Origin of the sequence: Streptomyces sp. JB150 (genome assembly GCF_011193355.1) — a bacterium.
GTDB lineage: Bacteria > Actinomycetota > Actinomycetes > Streptomycetales > Streptomycetaceae > Streptomyces.
This window is the reverse complement of sequence record NZ_CP049780.1, coordinates 3,677,461-3,698,243: the sequence shown is the minus strand read 5'-3', so window position 1 is coordinate 3,698,243 and position 20,783 is coordinate 3,677,461. Positions and strand designations below refer to the sequence as shown.

14 protein-coding genes, 1 tRNA gene and 1 pseudogene are annotated in these 20,783 nt (G+C 72.9%); 6 read left to right on the top strand and 10 right to left on the bottom strand.

What is annotated here, in order from left to right; genetic code table 11:
• Positions 1-256: 256 nt before the first annotated feature.
• Positions 257-5,021, top strand: a pseudogene (locus G7Z13_RS17290) (PAS domain-containing protein).
• Positions 5,022-5,096: 75 nt separating this feature from the next.
• On the opposite strand, the gene G7Z13_RS17285 reads toward G7Z13_RS17290, so the two are convergent.
• A complete protein-coding gene (locus G7Z13_RS17285; RefSeq protein ID WP_166000338.1) occupies positions 5,097-5,675 on the bottom strand; it encodes a TetR family transcriptional regulator in 579 nt (192 codons plus the stop codon).
• 127 nt (positions 5,676-5,802) lie between these two features.
• On the opposite strand from G7Z13_RS17285, the gene G7Z13_RS17280 reads away from it, so the two are divergent.
• The gene (locus G7Z13_RS17280) at positions 5,803-7,053 is read left to right on the top strand and encodes an MFS transporter (RefSeq protein WP_166000336.1); all 1,251 of its coding nucleotides are present in this window, start codon (positions 5,803-5,805) and stop codon (positions 7,051-7,053) included.
• 57 nt (positions 7,054-7,110) lie between these two features.
• Here the strand turns inward: G7Z13_RS17280 and G7Z13_RS17275 are convergent, their stop codons facing one another.
• From G7Z13_RS17275 to G7Z13_RS17265, 3 genes are all read right to left on the bottom strand, one after another.
• Positions 7,111-8,754 carry a long-chain fatty acid--CoA ligase gene (locus G7Z13_RS17275; protein ID WP_166005032.1) on the bottom strand — a complete coding sequence of 548 codons (1,644 nt, stop codon included), beginning with the start codon at positions 8,752-8,754 and terminating at the stop codon, positions 7,111-7,113.
• Positions 8,755-8,921: 167 nt separating this feature from the next.
• Positions 8,922-9,503 carry a SigE family RNA polymerase sigma factor gene (locus G7Z13_RS17270; protein WP_166000333.1) on the bottom strand — a complete coding sequence of 194 codons (582 nt, stop codon included), beginning with the start codon at positions 9,501-9,503 and terminating at the stop codon, positions 8,922-8,924.
• A gap of 367 nt (positions 9,504-9,870) precedes the next feature.
• Positions 9,871-10,197: a hypothetical protein gene (locus G7Z13_RS17265; RefSeq protein ID WP_166000332.1), complete on the bottom strand. Its 327-nt coding sequence runs from the start codon at positions 10,195-10,197 to the stop codon at positions 9,871-9,873.
• 376 nt (positions 10,198-10,573) lie between these two features.
• Between G7Z13_RS17265 and G7Z13_RS17260 the strand changes: the two genes are divergently transcribed.
• Positions 10,574-11,440: a bifunctional DNA primase/polymerase gene (locus G7Z13_RS17260; RefSeq protein ID WP_166000330.1), complete on the top strand. Its 867-nt coding sequence runs from the start codon at positions 10,574-10,576 to the stop codon at positions 11,438-11,440.
• A 73-nt stretch (positions 11,441-11,513) separates the two neighbouring features.
• Here the strand turns inward: G7Z13_RS17260 and G7Z13_RS17255 are convergent.
• From G7Z13_RS17255 to G7Z13_RS17235, 5 genes are all read right to left on the bottom strand, one after another.
• Positions 11,514-11,603: transfer RNA gene (locus G7Z13_RS17255), tRNA-Ser, on the bottom strand.
• A 98-nt stretch (positions 11,604-11,701) separates the two neighbouring features.
• The gene (locus tag G7Z13_RS17250; protein WP_166000328.1) at positions 11,702-12,232 is read right to left on the bottom strand and encodes a hypothetical protein; all 531 of its coding nucleotides are present in this window, start codon (positions 12,230-12,232) and stop codon (positions 11,702-11,704) included.
• Positions 12,229-14,553: a DUF6571 family protein gene (locus G7Z13_RS17245; RefSeq protein WP_166000326.1), complete on the bottom strand. Its 2,325-nt coding sequence runs from the start codon at positions 14,551-14,553 to the stop codon at positions 12,229-12,231. The genes G7Z13_RS17250 and G7Z13_RS17245 overlap by 4 nt, the downstream gene beginning before the upstream one ends.
• Positions 14,554-14,568: 15 nt before the next feature.
• A complete protein-coding gene (locus G7Z13_RS17240; protein ID WP_166000324.1) occupies positions 14,569-15,045 on the bottom strand; it encodes a hypothetical protein in 477 nt (158 codons plus the stop codon).
• A gap of 261 nt (positions 15,046-15,306) precedes the next feature.
• Positions 15,307-16,797: a trypsin-like peptidase domain-containing protein gene (locus G7Z13_RS17235; protein ID WP_166000322.1), complete on the bottom strand. Its 1,491-nt coding sequence runs from the start codon at positions 16,795-16,797 to the stop codon at positions 15,307-15,309.
• A 224-nt stretch (positions 16,798-17,021) separates the two neighbouring features.
• Here G7Z13_RS17235 and G7Z13_RS17230 point away from each other — a divergent pair, with 224 nt between their 5' ends.
• The 3 genes from G7Z13_RS17230 (at position 17,022) to G7Z13_RS17220 (ending at position 19,771) form a co-directional block, all read left to right on the top strand.
• Positions 17,022-17,849 carry a glycerophosphodiester phosphodiesterase gene (locus G7Z13_RS17230; RefSeq protein ID WP_166000319.1) on the top strand — a complete coding sequence of 276 codons (828 nt, stop codon included), beginning with the start codon at positions 17,022-17,024 and terminating at the stop codon, positions 17,847-17,849.
• 84 nt (positions 17,850-17,933) lie between these two features.
• On the top strand, positions 17,934-18,572 hold the full coding sequence (locus G7Z13_RS17225; protein ID WP_166000317.1) for an ATP-binding protein: 639 nt from the start codon (positions 17,934-17,936) through the stop codon (positions 18,570-18,572).
• Between the two features lie 233 nt (positions 18,573-18,805).
• Positions 18,806-19,771, top strand: a complete 966-nt coding sequence (locus tag G7Z13_RS17220) for a DUF5926 family protein (RefSeq protein ID WP_166000315.1) — start codon at positions 18,806-18,808, stop codon at positions 19,769-19,771.
• Between the two features lie 255 nt (positions 19,772-20,026).
• Here the strand turns inward: G7Z13_RS17220 and G7Z13_RS17215 are convergent, their stop codons facing one another.
• The gene (locus G7Z13_RS17215; RefSeq protein WP_240926244.1) at positions 20,027-20,755 is read right to left on the bottom strand and encodes a hypothetical protein; all 729 of its coding nucleotides are present in this window, start codon (positions 20,753-20,755) and stop codon (positions 20,027-20,029) included.
• Positions 20,756-20,783: the final 28 nt, after the last annotated feature.

The following is a 20,783-nucleotide window of genomic DNA, read 5'->3' as shown; positions in this document are numbered from 1 at the left end:
GCCGAGGAGAAAGCGCAGGCCGCTGTAAACGTCCTGCGGAGGTGACGAGAAGGGCGCATGGACGCGGACGTATGCGGCCATGCGCTCCTTGCCGCCGGGGTTGCGGCCGGGCTTCACCGGCTCGTGCGACCTCTCTCCCATCCGGCGTCGCGAGCGCAACCCCAGCCCTTAGACTCCCTCGCGTGACACGCCGCGGGCCGGTTGGCAAGATGGCCCGAGCGGTCGGCAAGGTGCGGTAACAGGGAGGAAGCGTCTCGTGAGCAGCAGGCCACCCCGAGGCGCTGCTCGCCTCGCAGCCATACTCGACGCGCTCCCCGACGCGTTGGTCCTGGTCAACGCCAACGGAACGGTCGTCAACGCCAACGCGATCGCCCTGGAGGCCTTCGAGACCCCGGGCACGGCGCTCGTCGGGCGCGGGCTGCTCGACCTGCTGCCGGACTTCGACTCCAAGCTCATCCCCGGCTCCATGCGGCGGCCCGACCACATGGACCCGCGCGGCCGCACCAAGCCGACCCGGATGATGGCCCGCCGCACCGACGGCACCGAGTTCCCGGTCGAGGTCACCTCCGCCAACCTCGAGAACAGCCAGCAGACCTACGACAGCTACGGCTACACCGGCGACGAGCTGCTGATGCTCGTCGTACGCGACCTCTCGGGCACCGTCGACACCGAGGCCGAGCTGGCCCGCTCGCAGCGGCAGACCGAGATGATCCTGCGGGCCGCCGCCGAGGGCGTCGTCGGCACCGACACCGACGGGCGGATCGTCCTGGTCAACCCGGCCGCCGCGCAGATACTGGGCTACCGCGCCTCCGACCTCGGCGGCAAGGAGCTGCACACCCTCGTCCTGCACTCGCGCGCCGACGGCTCCCCCTTTCCGTACGACGAGTCGCCGCTCGCCGACACCCTGCGCTCCGGGCGCAAGCACCGGGTGCGCGGCCAGGTGCTGTGGTCCAAGAGCGGCGACAAGGTCGCGGTCGATCTGACCACCGCGCCGGTACGCGACGGCGACCAGCTCGTCGGCGCCGTGATGACCTTCCTGGACCGGCGGCCGTACGACGCGCTGGCCGAGGAGAAGGAGCAGCTGGAGCGGGCGCACGCCGAGGAGCTGGAGCGGCTCGCCGAGAAACACGCCTCCGACCTCACCGCGCTGCGCCAGCAGCACGTCACCGAGATCGAGGAGCTGCGCGAGCGGCACCAGGAGGAGCTGGCCGCGGGCGAGGAGCGGTACGCCGCGCTCGCCGAGCGCGAGAAGGACCGGCACGAGGCGCTCGCCGCGCGCTACGAGCAGCTGCTCACCCTGCTGGGCACCTCCCTGCGCGGCCCCCTCGACGAGCTGCGCCGCGAGCTGTCCGCGCTGGCCGCGGACGACGCCGGGCAGCTGTGGCCCGAGGCCAACCAGGTGCTCCACCACCTGTCGGCCGGCTACTCGCGGATCACCACCCTCATCGACAACGTCCTCGGCTACCAGCGGCTCGACGCCGGCACCGACGAGATCACCCGCACCAAGGTGATGCTCGACCGCGTGGTCGCCTCCGGTGTCGACGGGGCCGTCGAGCTGATCGGGCCGGGCCGGGTGCAGTTCGCCGTGCACGCGCCCCCCATCGAGGCGGAGGTCGACGCCCGGCTGCTGGCCACCGCGCTCGCCCATCTCGTCGCCGATGTCGCCGGGGTGGACGCCACCGGGAACTCCCCGGTGTCCGCGGGCGGTTACATGGACAACACCGTCGTGGTCGCGGCGGCGCAGCGGGGCGAGGTCGTACGGATCGAGGTGCGCGGGCCGTACGCCGGGGGCGACCCGGTGCACGAGCCGATCGTGCGCGGGATCGTGCGCGCGCACGGCGGTGTGCTGCAGACGCACGAGGTGCCGGGGATGAGCGGCAGCGCGTACGTGCTCGAGGTGCCGCTCGGCGGGGGGGCGGGTGCCGTGTCCGCGTCGGCGTCCCCCTCGACGGCCGTGGCCGTGGCCGGTGCCGAGGCGGACACGGCCCCCGGGCCCGCGCCCGCTCCCGCGGCCGCCGCTGAGCAGACGTCCGGTGGCGGGCGGCGGCGGGCCCGGCGGGGCGCCACCGACGCCTTCCTGGAGGCCGACGTGCCGGTGCCGGGCGCGGCCGAGGGCGGCGGCCCGGAGCAGGAGCCGAACGCGCCCGCGCCGACCGGGCGGCGGCGCCGTCGCGCGGCTGCCGCGGCAGCCGAGCCGCGGCCGGCGGGGGCCGCCGCGCCGCCCGCCGCCGTCGCGAGCAGCCGAGCCGCGGCAGGCGGTGGCCGCCGAGACGACCGACGCCGTCGCGAGCGGTACCGGCCGGCGGCGCGGGCGGCCCGCCGAGGACGCGGCCCAGGCCGCCGCCGCGGTGGCCGAGGGTGCCGTCGTCACCGCCGACGAGCACGCCGCCGGAACCGCCGCCGCGGGGACCGGTCTGGGCGGGACGGTGCCGCCGCAGGGTGTGCCCGCGTCCGGTGGCCGTCGCGCGCGCCGCGCCCCCGAGGAGCAGCACGCCCTGCCCCCGGCACTGCCCGCCGCCACGGAGGAGGAGGCCCAGCCGACGGGGCGCCGGCGTCGTGCCCTCGCCGCCGCCCAGGAGCGGGCCGCGGCGCAGGAGGCGGGGCCGCGCACGGTCTTCGCGCTGCCGCCGGCCGAGGCGGACCGGGCGGTCGAGGAGGCGGAGGGGCAGGTCCCACCGCGGGAGGAGCTGCCGGGAGGGCAGGGCCGGCAGGGGCAGCAGGGGCAGCAGGGGCAGCAAGGGCAGCAGGGGCTGCCGGGGCAGCCTGAGATCCCGGGGCAGCAGGGGGCGCCGGGGCAGTCGGCTCAGCGGCTGCCGCAGGCTTCACCGCTTCCGCAGGCGTCCCCGCAGGCGCCGGCCGCCGGTGGGCCCGTGCCGCCCGGCGGGGTGCAGGCGGGGTCCGCGCCGATGCCGATGCCGATGCCGGTTCCTCCGGTGTCTCCGGCTCCCACGCCGGTTCAGGGTCCGAGCCCGCAGGCCCCGCAGGCCCCGGCTCCCGGCGTTCCCGCGCCGCAGCCCGTGCCGCCGCCCGCCGCCGCCCAGCCGGGTGCCGTGGAGCCGGGTGCCGTGCCGCCGGGCTCCGCGCCGATGCCCGTTCCGGCTCCCGCCGCTCCCGTTCCCGGCCCGGCCCCAGTGCCGCCGCAGGTGACGCCCGTCGACACCCCGGTCGCCGACGACCACGGCCGCCACGACGCCGTACCGCACGACCAGTCCGGCGATCACACCCCGCCGCAGCCGCACCCCACGAGCGCGCCCACCGGCCGTCGGCGGCGGGCCGTGGCCGTGCCGCCGGAGCCTGCCGCCGGGGCGCCCGCGCAGAGCATTCCGGCTCAGGCCAACGCCCCGCGGCCCGGTCCGGCGCCGCACCCCGCACCCGGGGTCGCCCCGCAGCCGCAACCACAGCCCGTTCCGGCCGGTCAGGCCGCCGTGCCCGCGCCGTCGTCTCCGTCCGGTACGGGCCAGGTCACCGTGCCCGCGCAGGCCGGCGCCGCCCAGCCCGTCGCGCACTCGGTCGCCCAGCCCGCCGTCCAGCCGGTCGCGCACCCGCTGCCGGGCCAGCCGCTTCCCGCCGAGTCGATCGCCCGTCCCGCGGCACCCGCCGTAGCCGCGCCCGCCGCCGCCGTACCGCCTGCCGCCACGCCCGCCGCGGGCACCCCGGCGCCGCAGCCGTGGCCGGCGCCCGAGGGGGACACCTCCGGAGCGGGTACGCCCCTCCCGGGCCCGCAGCCGGACACCCCCCAGCCGCATGCTTCCGGCAGCACCCCCCTGCCCCCGGAGGCCGCGGCCCCCGCGCCCCCGCCCGCGTCCACCCCGCCGCCCGCGGCCGCGCGGGTCGCGCAGCCGCTGCCCGCCGAGGCCGCGGCGCCCGTGGACCCCCACTCGACCCAGGGCCGGTCGATCAGCGTGCGCACCCTGGGCCAGGGCGTGCCGTTCAGCCGGCAGGCCGCGCAGTCCCCGCAGGCGCAGCCGACGGGAGCCGCCACGCCTCCTCCGCACCAGCCGGGCGGCTCCGGGCGTCGCCGCAAGCTGGGCACGCCGCCCGAGCCCACCGCCGCGCGTCCGCATCCGCCGGCCGAGCAGGCCGCGGCCCAGCCGGCGGCGCAGCCCCAGCCGGCACCGGGCCCGGCCGCGCCCGCCCCGCCGCCGCGGCTTCCCGCGCAGGCGAGCGAGGGCGCCGGACGGTCGTACGCCATAGGCGCGCCGGACGAGAACGCCGCGGAGGGGCCCGAGCCGCTGGACGGTCCGGGCGGTGCCGTGGAGGTGGCCGACACGCCGCTGCCGCAGCCGATGGACGACGAGCTGCCGCCGGAGCCGCTGGACAATCCGCGACGGCTGCTGGTGTGGCCCGCGCCGGACGTGAGCACGCAGCAGGCGCTCAGCGACCGTGGCTACCGGCCGGTCATCGTGCACTCGCGCGAGGAGGTCGACGCGCAGATCGCCGCGTTCCCGGCGGCGCTGTTCGTGGACCCGCTGACCGGGCCGATCACGCGGACGGCGCTGCAGTCGCTGCGGCAGGCCGCCGTCGCGGCCCAGGTGCCGGTCATGGTGACGGCCGGCCTCGGGCAGGCGTCACGGGACGCGGCGTACGGCGCCGATCCGGCCGTACTGCTGAAGGCGCTCGCGCCGCGGGACAGCGAGCAGCACCCGCCGCGCGTGCTGCTGATCGAGGAGCACGCGGAGATCGCGCTGGCGCTGACGGCGACGCTGGAGCGGCGCGGTATGCAGGTGGCGCGGGCGGCGAGCGACGCGGACGCGGTGGCGCTGGCCGGGCAGTTCCGGCCGAACCTGGTCGTGATGGACCTGATGCAGGTGCACCGGCGGCGGGCCGGGATCGTGGACTGGCTGCGCGCGAACGGGCAGCTCAACCGGACCCCGCTCGTCGTCTACACCGCCGCCGTCGACCAGGCCGACCTGCCGCGGCTCGCCTCGGGCGAGACGGTGCTGTTCCTGGCGGAACGGTCGACCAGCGCCGAGGTGCAGTCGCGGATCGTGGACCTGCTCGCCCGCATTGGCACGAACTAGAACCGCTACGGACCGCACGGTCCATCACGGTCCATGGCGGTCCGCCACGGGCCCCCACCCCGCCACGGGCCCCCGCTATGGGGCCACCAGTCTGCGGGCCGCCTCCTTGATCGAGGCTCGGAGGCGGTCGCGGTCGGTGGCGTCCGGGCCCGCCAGGATGCGCGCCATCTGCGGGACGACGGTGGCCCAGTTGGCCAGGGCGGTCAGCAGGAGCAGCAGGTCGGGAGCCGGGATCGCGTCGGTGACGACGCCCCGGCGCTGACCGTCCTCGACGGCGGCGACCTTGCGGGCGTAGTGCGCGCGGCGGTCCGTCTCGTCGGGCAGTTCGGCGGAGCCGTACTCGATGCCTTCCCAGTAGAGCAGGCGCAGGACCTCGGGGTGGGCGGCGTGGTAGTCGAGGAGGCGGTCGATCCAGGACTCGATGTCGTCCGGGTCGACGGGGACGGAGGCGGCGAGGTCCAGCATCTTCCTCTCGAGGACGTGCGCGAACAGCTCCGCCTTGTTGCCGAAGTAGGCGTAGATGAGCTGCTTGTTGGCCTTGGCCTCGCTCGCGATGCGGTCGATGCGGGCGCCCGCGATGCCGTGCCGGGCGAACTCGGCGACCGCCGCCTCGAAGATCCGGGTCCTGGTGGCCTCGGAGTCCCTTGCTGCCATGGGGTCAGGGTAGCGCGGTAGGTAACCAACCGTTTGGTTGACGGGAATGCGAGGGCGGCACAGACTGTTTTCCCGTAGTCCAACCAACTGGTTGGTTATGAGAGTCGGCTCGAAGGGTCCCCCGCTCATGCGCCTTCCGTCAGCGAGCACGCAGCCGCGCACCGCTGCCCGCACCACCCCCGGTACCGCTGCCCGCGCCGCTTCACCCGCCGCGTCAGGCGCCCCCGCCCCCGGCCCCGCCCCCGCCCTCTTCCTCACCCTCCTCGCCGTGTGCAGCGCGGTCACCGCCGCCAACATCTACCTGGCCGCCCCGCTGCTCACCCTCATCGCGCGCGACTTCGGCAGCACGCCCTCCGGCGTCGCCTGGATCGCCTCGGTCGCGCAGTTCGGCTACGCGCTCGGGCTGCTGCTCTTCACCCCGCTCGGCGACAGCGTGAACCGGCGCCGGCTGGTGTCGGGTCTCACCGTGGTCACCGCCGTCGCGCTGGTCGGCGCCGCGGCCGCCCCCGGCTCAGCCGTGCTCGCGGCGGCCGTCCTCGTCGCCTCCGCGGCGACCGTGATCCCCCAGCTGCTCGTCCCGCTGGTCGCCGAGCGCGCCCCCGCCGAGCGCCGGGCCCGCCATGTCGCGGCCTTGATCGCGGGGCTGTTCACCGGCATCGTCGCGGCCCGCGTGGTGGGCGGGCTGGCCGGGCAGGCCTTCGGGTGGCGCTGGGTGTTCGCGGGCGCGGGCGCCCTCACCCTCGTGCTGGGTCTGGCGACCGCGCTGGTCCTGCCCGCCGCGCACCGGCCGCGCACCGGCTCGCTGTTCGGCGGGATCGCCGCGCTGCCCGGACTCGCCCGCCGCTCGCCCGACCTGTGGCGGGCCTGCGTACGGCAGGCGGGGATGTTCGGCGCGTGGAGCGCGCTGTGGACCTCGCTGGCGCTGCTGCTGACCGGTCCGGAGTACGGCCTGTCCACCGCCACCGCCGGGCTGTTCGGCCTCTTCGGGCTGACCGCGAGTGTCGTCGCGCCGCTGGCGGGCGGGCTGGTGGACCGTTTCGGCGCCGCCCGGGTCGTACGGGCCGCGTATCTGCTGGCCGCCGTGTCCGTGCCGCTGTTCTGGGCCGGGGGACACGTCCTGGCGGCGCTGTTCGCCGCGGCGGTCGCGATCCACGCGGCGCTCGTCGCCTCGCACGTCGCCAACCAGACCCTGGCGCTGACCACCACCTCCGCCCCGGCCACCGCCAACACCGCGTACGTGGTCGCCGGTTTCACGGGCGGCGCCGCCGCCTCCGCGCTCGCGGGCTCCGCCTACACCCACTTCGGCTGGGGCGGGGTGTGCGCGGTGGCGGGGCTGTGGCTGCTGCTGGGCTGGGGGACGACCGCCGTACGGCGGTGAGCACGCGCTGCCGTACGGCGGTGAAGGCGCCCCACCGCGGTCGTCCCCCGGCGGGGTTCACAGCCGGGTGACGTCCAGCTCGCCCTCCGCGTACTGCTTGCGCAGGACCTTCTTGTCGAACTTGCCGACGGACGTCTTCGGCACGGCCGGGATGACCGTCCAGCGCTCCGGCAGCTGCCACTTGGCGATCTTGCCCTCCTCGGCGAGGAAGGCGCGCAGGGTCGCGAAGTCGGCGGTGGCTCCCTCCTTGAGGACGACCGTGGCCAGCGGGCGCTCGCCCCACTTGTCGTCGGGGACGGCGACGACCGCGGCCTCGGCGACGTCCGGGTGGGCCATCAGGGCGTTCTCCAGCTCCACCGAGGAGATCCACTCGCCGCCGGACTTGATGACGTCCTTGGCGCGGTCGGTGAGGGTGAGGAAGCCGTCGGGGGAGATGGTGCCGACATCGCCGGTCTTCAGCCAGCCGTCCTCGCTGAACTTGTCCGAGGGGCGCAGGGGTTCGGCGTCCGGGCCGTTGTAGTAGGCGCCGGCGATCCACGGCCCGCGGACCTCCAGCTCGCCCGCGGACTCGCCGTCCCAGGGCAGCCGCTCGCCGCCGGGGCCGGTGAGGCGGGCCTCGACGCCCGCGGGGAAGCGGCCCTGGGTGAGCCGGTAGCCGAACTCCTCCTCGGTGCCGACCGCGTGGGCCGGCGGGCGGGCGACCGTGCCCAGCGGGGAGGTCTCGGTCATGCCCCAGGCGTGGCAGACCCGCATGCCGAGCTTGTCGAAGGCCTCCATGAGGGAGGGCGGACAGGCGGAGCCGCCGATGGTGACCTGGGTGAGCGAGGATACGTCGCGCGGCTTGGCGGTCAGCTCGGCGAGCAGGCCCTGCCAGATGGTGGGGACGGCGGCGGCGTGCGTCGGCCGCTCGCCCTCGATCATCTCGGCGAGCGGGGCGGGCTGGAGGAAGCGGTCCGGCATCAGCAGGTTGACGCCGGTCATGAAGGTGGCGTGCGGCAGGCCCCAGGCGTTCACGTGGAACTGGGGGACGACGACGAGCGAGGTGTCCTGGTCGGTCAGGCCCATCGACTGGGCCATGTTGACCTGCATGGAGTGCAGGTAGACGGAGCGGTGGCTGTAGACCACGCCCTTGGGGTCGCCGGTGGTGCCGGAGGTGTAGCACATGGCGGCGGCCTGGCGCTCGTCCAGCTCCGGCCAGTCGTAGGCGGTCGGCTTGCCCGCGATCAGATCGTCGTACTCGTGGACCGGCACGGACGCCTCGGCGAGCAGGGAGCGGTCGCCCGGCCCGGAGACCACGACGTGCTCGACGGTCTTCAGGTGCGGCAGCAGCGGTGCGAGCAGCGGCAACAGGGAGCCGTTGGCGATGATCACCCGGTCGGCGGCGTGGTTGACGATCCACGCCAGCTGCTCCGGGGGCAGCCGGAGGTTGAGGGTGTGCAGGACCGCGCCCATGGAGGGGATCGCGAAGTACGCCTCGACGTGCTCGGCGTTGTTCCACATCAGGGTGGCCACGCGGTCGTCGTCGGCGACGCCGAGGTCCTCGCGCAGGGCATGGGCCAGCTGGGCGGCGCGGGCGCCGATCTCGGCGTACGAGCGGCGGTGCGGCTCGGCTTCACCGGTCCAGGTCGTCACCTGCGACGATCCGTGGATCGTGGACCCGTGGGTCAGGATCCTGGAGATCAGCAGCGGTACGTCCTGCATGGTGCTCAGCACGGCGTCCTCCCGGGGGCGACATTGCCTACGCGGCGGTAGGGGTTGCGCTGATTCTGGCCGCATACCGCGCGGTATGTCACTAGGGGAGGGTGATCGATCACGTCACCTTGCGGTAACCGCGGGGGCGCTGCTACGCGTGATCGGCGCGGAACCCCCTAGGAGAAGGGCCGGCGTATCGGCTCCAGCTCCGGGTCCTCGCGGAGTTTGCCGAGCGCGCGGGAGACCGCCGACTTCACCGTGCCGACCGAGACGCCCAGCACCTCGGCGGTCTGCGCCTCGCTCAGGTCCTCGTAGTACCGCAGGACGACCATCGCGCGCTGACGGGCGGGCAGCCGCATGATCGCCCGCCACATCGCGTCGTGCAGCGCCTGCCGCTCGGCCGGGTCGTTCCCGCCGGGCACCGGCTCCGGCTCGGGCAGCTCCTCGCAGCTGAACTCGTCGACCCTGCGCTTGCGCCACTGCGAGGTGCGGGTGTTGAGCAGGGCGCGGCGCACATAGCCGTCGAGGGCGCGGTGGTCCTCGATGCGGTCCCAGGCGACGTACGTCTTGGTCAGCGCGGTCTGCAGCAGGTCCTCCGCGTCGCTCGGGTTCGCGGTCAGCGACCGGGCGGTACGCAGCAGGACCGGCTGACGGGCCCGCACGTACGACGAGAACGACGGATACGCGGCGGTGTACGGCAGGGACCGCACGGCCGGCGCGGCGGCGTCCGAAGCAGTGGTGCAGACGGGTGTGGTCATGGCTCAACGCTAGGTTCGCGAGCCCGTGGTCCTCATCGCCCGCAGGTCCCGAAGACGAGTCCCCCTCAGGTTGTAGAGGCGGTGCCGGGTGCACCTCCTGGAGGGGGAGGAGGCGGAGAGGACACGTGAGGGTTTACCCCTGGGGGTCGTCCGGGAGGAGGGCGGCCGGCGGCCCGGAGACGGCCGGGAACGGCCCGGAGACGGCCGGAAACGACCGGAAACAGCTCGGGGACGGCCGCGAGTGACCGGAAATGGCCGGAAACGACCGAGCGGCGGTGCCGAAGCACCGCCGCTCAGCCGGACCTTGCTCACCCCACAGAGCACCCACAGGAGTCCCGGGCCGGTGCCGGAGCACCGGCCCGTCAGCTCACCACCACAGCGGTGTGAAGGCGACGGCCACGTTGTCGTTGCCCTGGTTGACGGCGGTGAAGGCGGAACCGTCCACCTGCGCGGTGTTGCTCTGGTTCGAGGCGCCGGCGCCGATCGCCTGCTGCTGGGTGGTGGCGGAGTTGCCGTTGTTGTCGCCGCCGACGCCGCTGCCGAGGCTGCCCTGGATGGCGTTGGTGACGGCCGCGCTCGATCCGTTGTCCGCGAACGCGCCGTTGTCGGCCGTCGCCACTCCGCTGAAGAGGGCGGCCGCGAGCGGCAGAGCGGAGACGACGGCGATGGCGCGGGCGGTACGGATGCTTGCCATGTTGGTTCCTCCCAGAAGCAGAAGCAAATGTCGCACCGGCCCGGAGGCCGTGGTGTGCGTAAGTACGGTTTGCTCGAAGGCAGTTGGCCGACCACCTCGGTGCTGTGCACGACGTCGCGTGATCAGAGTTGCCCACCGAATCCCCGGCGAACCATCCCAGAAGCCGTATTTCGCCCTCAAGCGTGAGGACAAGTCGATAAACCCCTTTCGCCACCTTTCCTTGATCACGGCGACGAGCCGGGGCGGGTGGGGCGACTCGGTCCCAAGCGGCGCAAGGGGTGCAGCGTTCCGGCAGGTTTTCGGCCAATCCGTCCCGTCCGGCGTGCCGCGCCCGTCACCTCTTCCCTTTTTCGAACATGCGTACGAACATAAAGTCATGGCCACCATCGACCGGCAGGCCACGACCCTGGCCCTCGCCCACGCCCTGTCCGCCGCCGAACGCGGACTGGCCGTCATCCCCCTGTCCCGGACGAAACTGCCGGCCCTGCGCTCACCCCACCGCCTCGACCCCGTGCCGCTGCCCTGCCACGGCGAGTGCGGCCGCTTCGGCCACGGCGTGTACGACGCCTCGGCCGACCCCGACCGCGTCCGCGCCCTCTTCGCCGCCGCCCCCTGGGCCACCGGCTACGGCATCGCCTGCGGACTGCCCCCGCACCACCTGATCGGCATCGACCTGGACACCAAGTCGGACACGGACGCCTCGGCGGCCCTGCGCGAACTCGCCCTGCGGCACCTCTTCACGATCCCGCCCACGGTCGTCGTCACCACCCCGAGCGGCGGCCGTCACCTCTGGCTGACCGGCCCCCCGGACGTCGTCGTCCCGAACTCCGCCGGCCGCCTCGCCCCCGGCATCGACGTCCGGGGCGCCGGCGGCTACCTCGTCGGCCCCGGCTCCCGCACCGAACACGGCGTGTACGGCACGGCCCCCGGCACCGCACACCTGCCCCCGGCCCCGTGCCCGCCCGCCCTTCTGCGCCTGCTGCTGCCACCCCCGCGCACCGCCGCACGCTCCTCCCCCTCGCCCGGCGGCCACGGCCACGGCCTGGTCCAGTTCGTCCTCGCCGCACACCGGGGACAGCGCAACACCCGCCTCTTCTGGGCCGCCTGCCGCGCCTACGAGAACGGCATCGGCCCCGACCTGGTCGCCCCCCTCGTCGACGCGGCCCGCACCACCGGCCTCACCGAACGCGAGGCCCGCGCGACGATCGCCTCGGCGGCGCGGCTGACGAGGGGGCGCCGGTGACGAGGGAGCGGGGCGAGGACCCAGCCCCGCACGCCGAAGGGGCGCCCCGTGACGGAGCGCCCCTTCGGACACCTGGCGGTGGGTGTGGGATTTGAACCCACGGTGACATCGCTGCCACGACGGTTTTCAAGACCGTTCCCTTAGGCCGCTCGGGCAACCCACCTCCGCTCCGGCCACCAGGGACGGAGCGGGTACAGCGTACCGGCCCCGGGCCTCGCGCGGGGGGCCGAGGCCCGTACAAGATCAGGCCGGGCGTGACCGTCAGGCCGGGCAGCGGAGCTTCTTCTTGTAGGCGTCGAAGTAGGCCGGGACGAGCTTCTCCAGCTGGGCTTGCGACTTACGGTTCCATCTGATGTCGTTGACCTCGACGGACAGCACGTCACCTTCCTCGCTGACTCCAGGGCACGGAATGACGGTTGCCACCCCAAAGTTCCAGGATGCGTATCTACCGCCCTTGAAGTAGCGCAGACCCTTCACATCGTAGAACTCGAAGAGGTCGCGCAGCTCGTATCCACTCTCACGCCAGTCGGCGTCACTCACCACGGAGTCGTTCCCGTCCACATACATGTGGCAGAACTGGCCTTCCGCGAGTGTATCGCCACCAGTGTCCTGCTCCAGCTTGTCACCGTCGTCGAGCAGAGATTCCAGCACGTCTTTGTCGACGGGAATGCCACACATATTGTCCGGGACGGGATACGAGAGCCCCTCATCATCCGACGAGCCGCACGCGGCAAGAGCAGCCGCGAGAAAAGCTGCGATGAGCAGGCGGGCCGAGCGTTGGAGGTGCCTCACGTTCCGTCTCCCGAGGAGTTCCACTGAGCACCCTCGCTATGGCTCACACCCGCTTGAGTGCGAACCCCTAGATCGATGCTCTCTCTCGTTTTCGGGTCGATGCCCCCATGGCGGTCGAAGTAGCTGGCAACGGCTGCCGCTGATGCATCCAACACAGCGGTCCGCCCCTTCGAGTAATCCGCACCGGCGGCGTGTTCAGCTTCAGTGGTGGTGTCCTGCTTCACGCTCTCCACGATGCTTTCGGATACATCCTCCGCAACCCAGTTGATGGGTTCTCCCACGACGGAGAAGGGTGCGGGAATGGCTCCCGTCCCCAGGCCTACAATCCGGTTCACCCACTTAGCGTTGTCTGCCGCGGCATCGTTAAAAGCCTTGTCATCGGCAGTATGGTAGTCGTAGATCGCGTCAGCCCGCGCGTTGCTCATAACTCCGGCAATGGCAGCACCCGGCGCAACCAGATGGGCGACGCGGGCGCTGTCTTCTGGGCTGAGTCCCTTCCCCTCCGCTTCCAGAAAAGCGTGAACCACGTTCGCGGTGTATGCCTGCTGCGCGGCAGTGATGGCGCTGTACGCGTCCGGATCCTGCCCGACCAGACCGAGGAACTTCTGAGCATTTCCGGGATCCAGGTTGGCAGCTGCGCCATTGACTGGGAAGAGTCTGCTGTCGCCTGGCTCCTGGTACACCATCCGCTGGAAGTCGCCCATGTAATCCGCCGAGATATGCCCCAGGCTGTCCCGCAGCGCATAAAGCGGCCCGGTCTCTTCCTCCTCCAGCTCTCCGTTCATGTTGTGCGTCAGCAAGTCCGGATGCGCCGCGAACTTCTCCACGATGTCGTGGACCAGCTTGGCCTGCGCTTCGCTGTGCTTGATCGACGGGTCCGCGGTGTTGCTGTCGTACGGACGACCTGTCGTCGCCGCCTCCAGCGCGTGGCCGAGGGCGGCAGGCCCGAAGTTGAGAGCCTTCTTCGTCGCCTCCTCATCCGCCAGGACATTGGCGGCGTTCGTGTCGACCGTCCACTCGAAGTCCTTGTTCGTGAAGAGGTCGAGGTAGGACTTGAAGTCCGTCTTCTCCCCGGACTTGATCGTGCCGTCCTCGTTGTACGCCGTGGGCGGCTGCGTGAAGAATTGCTCGGCTGCCTCAGGACTGTGTCCAAGGGCCTCCAGCACGCTGTTCAGCGGGTCGTTGCCAGTGCCAAGCTTCCCGGAGGGGTTGAATCCGAAACCGTCGTCGCTGCCCTCTGGCTTGTTCGCCACGAAGCGGTGCGGATTGTCCTGATGCAGCTGCGTGACGTGCTCCGCGATGGGCGTGAGGAACGTGGGGTCGTAGTTGCCGTAGCGGAGCAGGCCGCCGAGCACCTGGTAGCCGTAGGGGCGGCTGAACATGCCGCGCTCCCACTCGATCTCCTGGGTGCCCAGTTTGCGGAACTCCGCGCCCCACCACGTCGGCAGATGCTGACGGTCGCCCTTGAGGCTCTGCGGGGTGTAGGGGTCGGTGGCGTTGGCCAGGGCGTGGCCCAGGTACTTCTGGAGGTCCTGCACTCCGGCCAGCCGCGTCTTGCTCTCCCCGTCGGTCCCGTCGATCGACAGGGCGCCGTAGAACTCGAGCGTCTGCCGGGGCCCGCCGAGGCCCTGGAAGAACTCGGTGGCGAACTCGCCGTCCACCTCGCGGCCGTTGTGGCGCAGCAGCCGGTTCAGCTCGGCGAGTTCCTGGTCGCTCATGTTCTCGCGCTTCTTCGCGAGTTCCAGGGCCCGCTCGACCTGGGCGTCGTTGAGCGAGTCGTACTTCGCGTGGCCGGCGTTGTACGGGTCGTTGCCGTGGGTGCGCGACAGGGCCAGCTTGGCCGAGACGTCGATGTCGTTGGCGTGGGAGACCTTGGTGGTGATCGAGTCGGCGTAGCGCTGCCGTTCCTCGAGGTTCTTGTCGTCCTTCGGGCTGGTGCCCGGCATGACGTGGGCGTCGACGCTGACCGTGCCGTCGCCGTTGTCCCGGACGGTGTAGCCCTTCTCCTTGGCCTGCGCGGTGAGGGTGCGCACGCTCTTCTGCAGGGACTCCAGCTCGCGGTGCGCGTCGTCCAGGACCTTGTAGATGCCGTTGGCCTCCACCTGGAGGTCCGCCAGCTCCTTGGCGCTCTTGTTCACGAACTCCCGGGTGACGCCGGCGTTCACGCCTTCCCAGCGCGCTTCGGCGGCCTTCTTTTGCAGGCCGTCCCGGGCGTCGGTCTCCAGCTGCTTGAGGTTGTCGACGGCCTTCTTCCAGTCGGACACGGCCGTGGCGAGCTTGCCGAGGTCGACCTGCATGAGGTCGTGGTAGGTGAGCGACATTCCACGGCCTCCCCGCTATGTGAAGTACTTGCTGAGCTCGGAAGCGGGCAGGGCGGAGTCGTCGCGGCTCTTGATCACCGCGCCGATCTTGGCGTCGTCGTTGGCGTGCAGCTTCTTGCTGTAGTCGAGGTGGTTGGAGATGTGGGCGAACGCCTGGCGCACCGCCTTCACCTGGCTCTCCCAGACGGTCAGCGTCGTCATCAGCTCGCCGCCCATGGTGAAGTTCGACCGGGACAGCTCCGACGCCGCCTGGTGCGTCGAGCCGGCGTGGTCGGAGTTCATGCCGGCCCCGGCGATGTCGACCTTCTTCTCCAGGTCGCCCTGCAGGACGAACGCCGCGTGTCCCACGGCACCGAGGTCGTCCTGCTGCACCACCAGGTCGGGTTTCCCACCGGGACCCGTGCCCGCCGCAGGTGCCTGGTTCAGTTGCATCTGCGTCGAGTGACGGTCCGCAGTCTGATGCTTCAGCTGCTCCCACTCGTCCCACGCCATGGGTCCGCTCCCCCCGTTGCCGTCATCGGTCAAGGGTCGTTCCGGTTGTCTTTGGTGTGCGCGCGTCAGAGGCTATCGCGGGTTGCGACTGTTCACGGAGGGACGAGTGGTACGAGCATCCGGAGGCCCCAGGGCTGGAACGGCGGGCGCCGCGAGACGGCGGGAGCCGAGGAACGGCGGGAGCCGAAGACGGCGAGAGCCGACGCGCCGGAGTGGCTCCGGCACATCGGCTCATCGGCTCGGTGCGGTAGGGGCGCCGCGTCAGCTGTCGCCCACGCGTGATCCCAGGGTCAGTTCGACGGTGCGGGTCTTGCCGTCGCGCTCGTAGGTGATGGTGACCCGGTCGCCCGGCTTGTGGGTCCAGATCTCGCCGATCAGGGTGGGACCGCTGTCGATCACCGTGTCGTCCAGCTTGGTGATGACGTCGCCCGGCTGCAGGCCCGCCTTGTCTGCGGGGCCGCCCTGCTCGACCGGCTCGGAGCCGCCGGCGCCGGTGTCGGTGATCTTGGCGCCGTCGGTGGTGTCCTCCAGGGAGACGGAGGCGCCGATCTTGGCGTAGACGGGCTTGCCGGTGCGGATCAGCTCCTGGGCGACGTACTTAGCCTGGTTGATCGGGATGGCGAAGCCGAGGCCGATCGAACCGGACTGGCTGGTGCCGCCGAAGCCGTTGCCCGCGGACTGGATCGCGGAGTTGATGCCGATGACATTGCCCTTGGCGTCCAGCAGCGGGCCGCCGGAGTTGCCGGGGTTGATGGAGGCGTCGGTCTGCAGGGCGCTCATGTAGGAGGCCTGGCTGCCGGTGCCGTCGCTGGAGGCCACCGGGCGGTTCTTGGCGCTGATGATGCCGGTGGTCACCGTGTTGGACAGGCCGAAGGGGGCGCCGATGGCGATCGTGGCGTCGCCGACGGCCACCTTGTCGGAGTTGCCGAGGGTGAGCGGCTTCAGGCCCGAGGGGGCGCTCTTGAGTTTGATCACCGCCACGTCGTAGCCCTGCGCGTTGCCGACGACCTCGGCGTCGTACTTCTTGCCGCTCGGGAAGGTGGCGGTCAGCCTGCCGCCGTCGACCGCGTCCGCGACGACGTGGTTGTTGGTGACGATGTGGCCCTGGGTGTCGAAGACGAAACCGGTGCCGGTGCCCCCCTCGCCGCTGCTGCTCTCCGCCTCGATGGTGACCGTGCTGGGCAGCGCCTGGGCGGCCACGGCCGCGACCGTGCCCGGGTCGCGCTTGAAGTCGCCGCCGCTGTCGGCGGAGGAGACGGTCGTGGAGCCGGAGCTGTCGTCGTTCCTGGCCAGCGTGTAGCCGAGGCCGCCGCCCAGGCCGCCCGCGACCAGCGCGGCCACGAGGACCGCGGCGACCAGGCCGCCGCGGCCGCGCTTCGGCGCGGGTGCCGAGGGCTGCTGGTACGCCGCTCCCCACGGGGCGCCCGGACCGGCACCGCCGGGGCCGTCGGCGCCGTACACCGCAGTGGCCGGGCCCTGAGCGGGGCCGCCCGGCGGGGGCGGAGGCGGCCAGCCGCTGTCGGGGGCCGGTCCGGAGCCGGCGGGCGCGCCGTACGCGGAGCCGCCCGCGTGCGGAACGCCACCCTCCGCAGTGGTGGGGGAGGGGGCGTGCGCCGAGGGCTGTTCGGGTGGCGCGGGCGGGCCGGAGGGCATGGCCGTGTCCGCCTGGGGGGAGGCTGCGGGGGTGTCCACCGGCACGGGAGGTGCGGACGGGGCCGGGGGTACCGCAGTGCCCTCGTTCTCGGTGCTCACAGCTCTTCTCCTCGATCCTCGGTCACGCAGCTGTGCCGGTTCTTCTGGTGTGCCGTTCGTATGCCGTCAGCTTTTCCCACGGCCCGTCAGGGCACCATAAGCGGTGCCTGTGCGTCCACGGTCACTCTTTATATAGGATTTTTCAGCTGCAAGCGCCGTATCCCGGGCACCCTGAAAGCCTCACCGGTCCGACGGCTACCCCGTGCCGGTGGCACCATGACGCGGTGACCCCTGCACGGCAGCACCGGATTCAAGTCGTCGCCCACCGCGGGGCCTCCGAGGAGGCTCCCGAGCACACCCTGGCCGCGTACAGGAAGGCGATCGAGGACGGGGCCGACGCCCTCGAATGCGATGTCCGGCTGACCGCGGACGGCCACCTCGTCTGTGTGCACGACCGCCGGGTCAACCGTACGTCGAACGGCCGCGGAGCCGTCTCCGCCCTGGAGCTCGCCGATCTCGCCGCGCTGGACTTCGGCTCCTGGAAGAAGACCCCCGCGGGACGCGCGCGGGACGAGGACCCGGACTGGGAGCACCGCCCCGAGGACCCCGCCGAGACCTCCGTGCTGACCCTGGAGCGGCTGCTGGAGCTGGTCGCCGACGCCGGGCGCCGCGTGGAGCTGGCCATCGAGACCAAGCACCCCACGCGGTGGGCCGGTCAGGTCGAGGAGCGGCTGCTGGTGCTCCTGAAGCGCTTCGGCCTGGACGCCCCGGTGACCCCGGAGGACTCGCCGGTGCGCGTGATGAGCTTCTCGGCGCGCTCGTTGCACCGCGTGCAGGCCGCCTCCCCGACGCTGCCGACCGTCTATCTGATGCAGTTCGCCTCGCCCCGGCTGCGCGACGGGCGGCTGCCCGCGGGGGTCCGGATCGCCGGCCCCTCGATCCGGATCGTCCGCAACCATCCGGCCCACGTCGAGCGGCTGCGGCAGGCCGGGCACCAGGTGCACGTCTGGACCGTGAACGAGCCGGACGACATCGACCTCTGCGTCGAGCTGGGGGTGGACGCGATCATCACCAACCGTCCCCGCGCGGTGCTGCACCGGCTCGGCCGCTGACCGGGACGCGCGTCGGGACGCGGTCACGGGAGCGCCGTCACAGGGAGTGCTCCGGCGCGTTCGGTTCGTGTTCGATCGTTGCGAGTGCGTCACCGGACGGGAACCGGCCGGTTTCCAGTACAGGCCAATGGGGCATCCACACCGTGGCGTGGGGCGAAGGAGGTCTCGGGGGTGGCGTTGGTGGTGGCACAGGAAGTGCCCACGTCGTCGAGCATGGCCGTACCCCATGGCCCTGCGGGCGTGGGTGAGGCGAGGCACCGGATGCGCGATCAGCTGCGCAGAGGTGGCGTGGCCGAACCGGTCATCGACGATGCCGTACTGATCCTTTCCGAACTGCTGAGCAACGCGTGCAAACACGGCCGCCCCCTGGGCAACGCGCTCGCCGGGGACGGTGACGTACGGGCCGCCTGGCGGGTCGACCCCTGCGGCCGGCTGGTCGTCGAGGTGACGGACGGCGGCGGCCCGACCCGCCCCGCCCCGGCCACCCCGTCGGTCACGGCCCACGGAGGCCGCGGGCTCAACATCATTACCGCCCTGGCCGACGACTGGGGGGTCCGGGACGACATCCGCGGCGAGGTCACCGTATGGGTCGTGGTCCACGCGGATGTCCATGATCCCGATGCCGGGCGGCGCCGCGACGATTTCGCTACGCGCGTCACCGCCCCCGCGGTGGCCGCCATGCCGGACCTGGACTTCGCGGACGCCTTCGACGACCTGGACTGACCGGCGGACCGGCGGGCCGACCGACCGTCGGCACGGTCGGCTGACCGGCGGACCGGTTGACCGGCCGACGGGCTGACCGGCCGGCCCGCTGACCGGTCGACCGGCCGACCCGCCGACCGGCTGATCGGTGCGTCCGGCCGGACCCACTTGTCCACAGGGTCCCGTCGGCCACGACGCGAACGGCTAGGCTCCCGCCGTACGACGAGACGAGCCGTCACCGGGAGACACCCACCATGGCCAAGAAGCGACCCCAGACGAAGGCCAAGCGGCCGCAGATCACCGACGGTGAGATCCCGGTCGTCGGCGCCCGTGAGCCCTGCCCCTGCGGCAGCGGCCGGCGCTACAAGGCGTGCCACGGCCGGGCCGCCGCCCAGGCCGTGACCGAGCTGGTGCACCGCCCGTTCGAGGGACTGCCCGGTGAGTGCGACTGGGTGGCCCTGCGCGAGCTGGTGCCCGCCGCCACCGCTCCGCTGACCCTCAAGGGCGGCCTGCCGGAGGGTGTCCCGTCGGTCACCCTGGCCACGGTCCTGCCCATGGCCTGGCCCGCGCTGCGCCGCGAGGACGGCTCGGTGCTGCTGGGCCTGCAGAACGACACGGCGTCCGGCGACCTCAGCCGCGACCTCGCCGACACCCTCCAGCGCGCGCTTCAGGCCAAGCCCGGCACCCCCGTCCAGGCCCGCCGCGCGCCGGCCGACGGCCCGCGCCTGCAGGACCTGCTCGACCCGGAGGGCCCCTTCGAGCCGGTGGTGCACAGCGGCTTCGAGTTCTGGGTCCCGGACCCGCAGAACGCCACGCCGGAGGTGACCGCCTCCCTGGAGCGCGCCAACGCCGCGGCCATCCCGACGGTGAAGCTGACCGGCGTCGACGCCGCCTACTGGTGCGAGACCCCGGAGAAGAACCACCTGCGCTGGGTCATGCCGCACCCGGAGGAGCGGCTTCTGGACGCCCTCGCGCGGCTGCACGCCGCGGGCCGCTCCAGCCTCGGCGAGGGCACCCGTCTGGTGGGTTCCTTCCGCGCTCACGGGCTCACCGTCCCGGTCTGGGACCTGCCGAGCGGGGTCTCCGCCGAGGACACCGAGAAGCCCGCGGCCGAGTTCGCCGAGCGCCTGGCCGCGGCCCTGGCCACCGAGGAACCGCTGACCGCCGACGAGCGCCGCGCCCGCGGCGGACTCACCAACCGGCAGGTCACGCTCAGCTGACACCGCCTGCGGGGACCGGGCCGGGCTGACCGGTCGGTCAGCCGGACCCGGCCCCGCGCCCACCGGTGACTCCGGTCACAACTCCCGTTGGAACAAGGCGAGTCGGTGTCCGAATAGCCGAGGGAAACACGAGATCGAATTTGCGAACTGCCGATCTCTTGTTACCGTTCGAGTAGCCCGGTTGCTGGTGCATCCCCCGTCGCCAGCAACCGGGTCTTTTCGTCCGCGACGCCGTGTACGGCGCGCCGCCACGCGTCAACTGCCGGTGACCGGCGCCGCGTTGCTGCCGACGCGCAGCAGCAGCAACCCAGGGCCGCCCCGCTCCGCGAACTCCGCGACCGCCGCGTACCGCGCCGGCTCGCCCCGCCCGGCCTCGCGCGGCGTCTCACAGCTCGCCGGCTCGTCCCCGGCACCCACCGCACAGCGGATCTGTACGGTCCGGCCGGCCGGGCCCATGAGGGTCAGTACGGCGTCCAGGGCGTGACCGGTGGCGTTGCGGTAGTAGGTGCGCGCCCAGGTCTCCTCGCCCTGCGTCAGCACACAGGTCTGCGCCTCGATGCCCTCGGGCACGGTGAGCTCGGGACCGCAGCGGGCGGCGGTGGCCAGGCCGAGCCCGAGCGGGAGGGGGGAGCGCCGGCCGTCGTGCGCGGTGTCGCCCCGGACCCCCGGCGCCTTGCCGTCTGTGGCGCCTCCGTCCCGCCGGCCCGCGGGGCTTTGTACGTCCTCCCGGTCCGTCGAGTCCCGTACGCCGTCGCCGTCCCGGCCCGCGAAGTCGCCCGCTCCGGCACCCTCGCGCCCGTCCGCCACCGAGGACCCGCCGGCACCCGCCCGAGCGCCTCGCCCGTCCACCGAGTCCACCGAGTCCACCGAGTCCACCGAGTCCGCCGCGCCCACCGAGCGCCCGGTTTCCCGCGGGCCCGCCGGACCCGCCGACCCCACCGACCCCGCGGCCGCGACGGCCAGCGGCAGACCCAGCGCGCACACCACCGCACCCGCCAGCGCGAGCCAGCGG